Source organism: Amycolatopsis rhizosphaerae (assembly GCF_007713715.1).
GTDB lineage: Bacteria > Actinomycetota > Actinomycetes > Mycobacteriales > Pseudonocardiaceae > Amycolatopsis_E > Amycolatopsis_E rhizosphaerae.
The window spans coordinates 1-3,281 of record NZ_VJWX01000663.1; the positions used below are offsets into that span (position 1 = coordinate 1).

Annotated in this window: 4 protein-coding genes; 1 reads left to right on the plus strand and 3 read right to left on the minus strand. The window is 71.6% G+C overall.

Annotated features, from left to right (window positions below; genetic code table 11):
- Positions 1–80: 80 nt before the first annotated feature.
- The 3 genes from FNH05_RS35150 to FNH05_RS35160 all read right to left on the minus strand — a co-directional run bounded on the left by FNH05_RS35150 (position 81) and on the right by FNH05_RS35160 (position 2,950).
- On the minus strand, positions 81–788 hold the full coding sequence (locus tag FNH05_RS35150) for a haloacid dehalogenase type II (RefSeq protein WP_144593159.1): 708 nt from the start codon (positions 786–788) through the stop codon (positions 81–83).
- Between the two features lie 47 nt (positions 789–835).
- Positions 836–2,011 (minus strand): glycoside hydrolase family 64 protein, encoded by a 1,176-nt coding sequence (locus tag FNH05_RS35155; RefSeq protein ID WP_144593160.1) that lies wholly within the window; start codon positions 2,009–2,011, stop codon positions 836–838.
- Positions 2,012–2,263: 252 nt separating this feature from the next.
- Complete coding sequence (locus tag FNH05_RS35160) at positions 2,264–2,950, minus strand: helix-turn-helix transcriptional regulator (RefSeq protein ID WP_144593161.1); 687 nt, start codon at positions 2,948–2,950, stop codon at positions 2,264–2,266.
- A 91-nt stretch (positions 2,951–3,041) separates the two neighbouring features.
- Between FNH05_RS35160 and FNH05_RS35165 the strand changes: the two genes are divergently transcribed.
- On the plus strand, positions 3,042–3,281 hold a 240-nt coding region (locus FNH05_RS35165; RefSeq protein WP_246128134.1), incomplete at its 3' end, for a helix-turn-helix domain-containing protein.

Here is a 3,281-nt window from a genome sequence, read left to right on the forward strand (position 1 = left end):
CCACTCACCCGACATTGCCGGAGCCCTGGCCGATACGACCGTGAGGGGTCCCCTCACGGCAATCCGCAACCCCGGCGGTGTCAGGAGAGGAGGGCGTCGGCGAGGGCGGTGAAGCTGTCGACCTTCAGGTCGGCGGTGATGCCGGCGGCCTGGTCGGCCGCTCGGTGCGGGCCCTTCTCCCGGGGGCGCTCCACGAAGGCGGTCCGCAGGCCGGCCGCCGCGGCGCCTTCGAGATCCCACCCGTGCGCGGCGACCATCAGCACCCGGGAGGGCGCCACGTCGAGCAGGCTCGCGGCCGTCCGGTACACCTTCGCGTCCGGCTTGTACGTCTGGGCCAGTTCCGCCGACAGGATGCAGTCGAAGGGCAGGGCCGCCGCCTTGACCAGGTGGGTCAGCAGTGCGAACCCGCCGTTGGACAGGGCCGCCAGCACGTACCGGGAGCGCAGCCGGGCCAGTCCTTCGGCGACGTCGTTCCACGCGGGCAGCCGGTGCCACGCGTGCACCAGCCGCGCTCGCGCGGCCTCGCCGACGGCATCGGACAGGCCGCGTTCGGCCAGGATGTCGTCCAGCGACTCGCGGTGCAGCGTGTCGAGGTAGGCCCAGTCGCGCTCGTGCTCGCGGACACGGGCCATCGAGGGCAGGTACCGGTCGCGCCAGTCCAGGGCGAACCCGCCGGGATCCGCGTCGATGCCCAGGTCCGCGAAGATCTCGCGCGCCTGTTCGGCGACCCCGGTGTACCAGTCCACTGTCGTGCCGAAGATGTCGAAGGCCAGCACCTCGGTGTCCATCGCCGCCCCGCATTCCGTCAAGATCGCTGGGCCTTCAGTGAAGCAGGTCAGGCCGCGGTCGCGCCAATGCGGACGCCGAGGACCACGGGATCGCCGGCGAACACCGCGCCGCTGAAGTCCGGGCCCGGCGTGACGTCGTCGTAGGGGAAGGCGTAGCCGCGGTTGTCCGGCAGCTTCGCGTGCACGATGCGGGCGTAGTGGTTGGTCACCGCGTTCTGGTAGAAGCGGGCCGGATCCTCGCCGTCCGGTTGGTTCGGATTGTCCAGCAGGGTGGTGCGGTTGAGCGCCGCGGCCAGCCGCGGGACGATCGCCCGCCGCGCGTCGCTGCTGCCCGCCGGAATCGCGAACGGCCCGCTGTCGCAGCTCCACACGTCGGCGGTGGAGGGCTTGGCGAAGCTCTCGCCGTTGCCGAAGACGAGCAGTCCGTCGCGGACCCGCCCGGTGAAACTGCCCAGCGCCGGGTTCTGGCTGTCCACCACCAGGTCCTGGCCGCTGTAGCGCTGCCAGACCTGGTCGAGGTAGCCGTCGAGGTAACCGCTGAACGCCTCCGGCCGGTGGTGGGCGCTGAGCACGCGCAGCACCCGGCCGTCCGGCCCGTTCTGGACGAGCTGCGCCCAGTTCGCCCCCTGGGCCGTCAGCTCGGCGGCGATCGGGGCCACCGAGCCGGAGGGCAGTCCCGCCACGGTCCGGGTGCCGGAGGAGGCGGTGGTCAGCGACAGGCCCAGCGGCAGCCCCGCGAAGTCGACGTAGCTGATGTTGGCGTAGAGCTGGATGTCGTTGAAGGTGAACTCGGCGAAGGACCAGTTCCGGGTGAAGTTGGGGTCGCTGGTGTTGAGGAAGCTGGGGTGCACCAGGGCCGGTCCGGGGTTGAGGAAGAAGTCGAGCGGTTCGCCGGTGCTCACGTAGATCCGCGCGCCCGCCATCTTCGGCACGCTCACCTGGCGTCCGGCGCCGACCGCGAGGGCGCAGTTCTCCGGCAGCGGGGTGAGCGTCGACGCCGGTGAGGCGGGGTAGTACGCCGAGCCGTCCGCCTTGAGCAGGACCAGCCTGCCGTCCGGGGCGGTTCCGGTGACGGTGGCGTAGACCGAGCCCGATCCGGACTCGTTGACCAGGTTCAGGGTGAACGTGTCCGGTGTGGCCGCCTCGGCTCGCAGTGGTCCGGAGAACAGAGCGCTCCCGGTGAGTGCGGCGGAAAGGCCCAGGAACGAGCGACGGGTGAGCACCGGGAATCCCTCCTCGACTAGGGGAAATCCCGAAGCTAGCGACGGTCTCGGCCGGCCGTCAACGGACGAGGGGGGACACCGCCTGAATGGTCTAGTCCATTCTGCGGGTGTGTCCGGAGTGGCGCCGGGCGGCGTGGGGATCACCCGCCGCGCCCGGCGCCACCAGGGGAAGTGCCGTGAGGGGGTCCCTCACGGCAGATACGGCCGTGAGGGGGTCCCTCGCGGCACATCGGCTCTGGGGTGGCCGACGCCTCAGATGATTCCTTCGCGCAGCGCGTAGGCGACGGCATGCGTCCGGTTGCGCAGTCCCAGCCGGGACAGCAGCCCGTGCAGGATGTTCTTCACCGTCCGCTCGGAGTAGGTCATCGCCGCGGCGATCTCCGCGGTGTCGAGACCGTTCGCGAGCAGTCGCAGCACCTCGGTCTCGCGCCGGGACAGTCCGCTCAGCGTCAGGTCGCGGGGCGCGAGGACCTCCTGCTGCAGGCGCGACAGCCCCCGCAGCAACGAACCGAGCTGCTCGGCGGGCAGATCGCCCCGGCCCTGGTGCGCGTCGGCGATCGCCCGCAGCAGGCGCGCGGTGGTCGCCTCCGCCCTGGGCACCAGCACCAGCAGTCCGTGCTCGATGGCCGCCCACAGCTGGGCGGGCCGGGTCTGGTCGGTGATCAGCACCAGACGGGCGTCCGGCGCCTTCTCCGCGATCTCCCGGAGTTCGGGGCCGAGGTCGGCCACCGCCACCACCACGTCGGGGCCGGCCTCGTCCTGCGCGTCCACCAGGTGCAGCCCCGGTTTCTCCCGCAGTTCGCTGACCAGGCCGGCACGGACGAACGGATCGGTGGCCACCAGCGAAACCCGGACGGCCGGACGGCGGACCGGCACGGCGTGCAGCTTCGGCCTGCCATCCTGGGCGGCAGGATCCGCCCACGCACTACGCGAAGACATGCGCACAGCAAACCGAACCTGGCCCCCCAGGACGAGGCGGAACGACCGGCAGCTTTTCGTGGCGGCAGTTCTGCCGGTTGAATGGACGGTGGTGAACGAGGGATGTGTCAACGAAACGGGGTTCGGCGCGCTGCTGCTCAGGCACCGGCAGGCGGCCGGGCTGACCCAGGCCGAGCTGGCGGAGCGGTCGGGCGTGAGCGTCCGTGCGCTGCGCGAGCTGGAACGCGGCCGCGCCCAGGCCGCGCAGCGGCGATCGGCCGAGGCGCTGGCCGACGCCCTCGAACTGGACGGTGAGCAGCGGAAACGCTTTCTCGACTCGGCTCACGAGGGC

Excerpts from the sequence above, each read along its gene's own strand:
- FNH05_RS35150 (WP_144593159.1), bottom strand. The coding sequence starts at position 788 with ATGGACACCGAGGTGCTGGCCTTCGACATCTTCGGCACGACAGTGGAC.
- FNH05_RS35160 (WP_144593161.1), bottom strand. The coding sequence starts at position 2,950 with ATGTCTTCGCGTAGTGCGTGGGCGGATCCTGCCGCCCAGGATGGCAGG.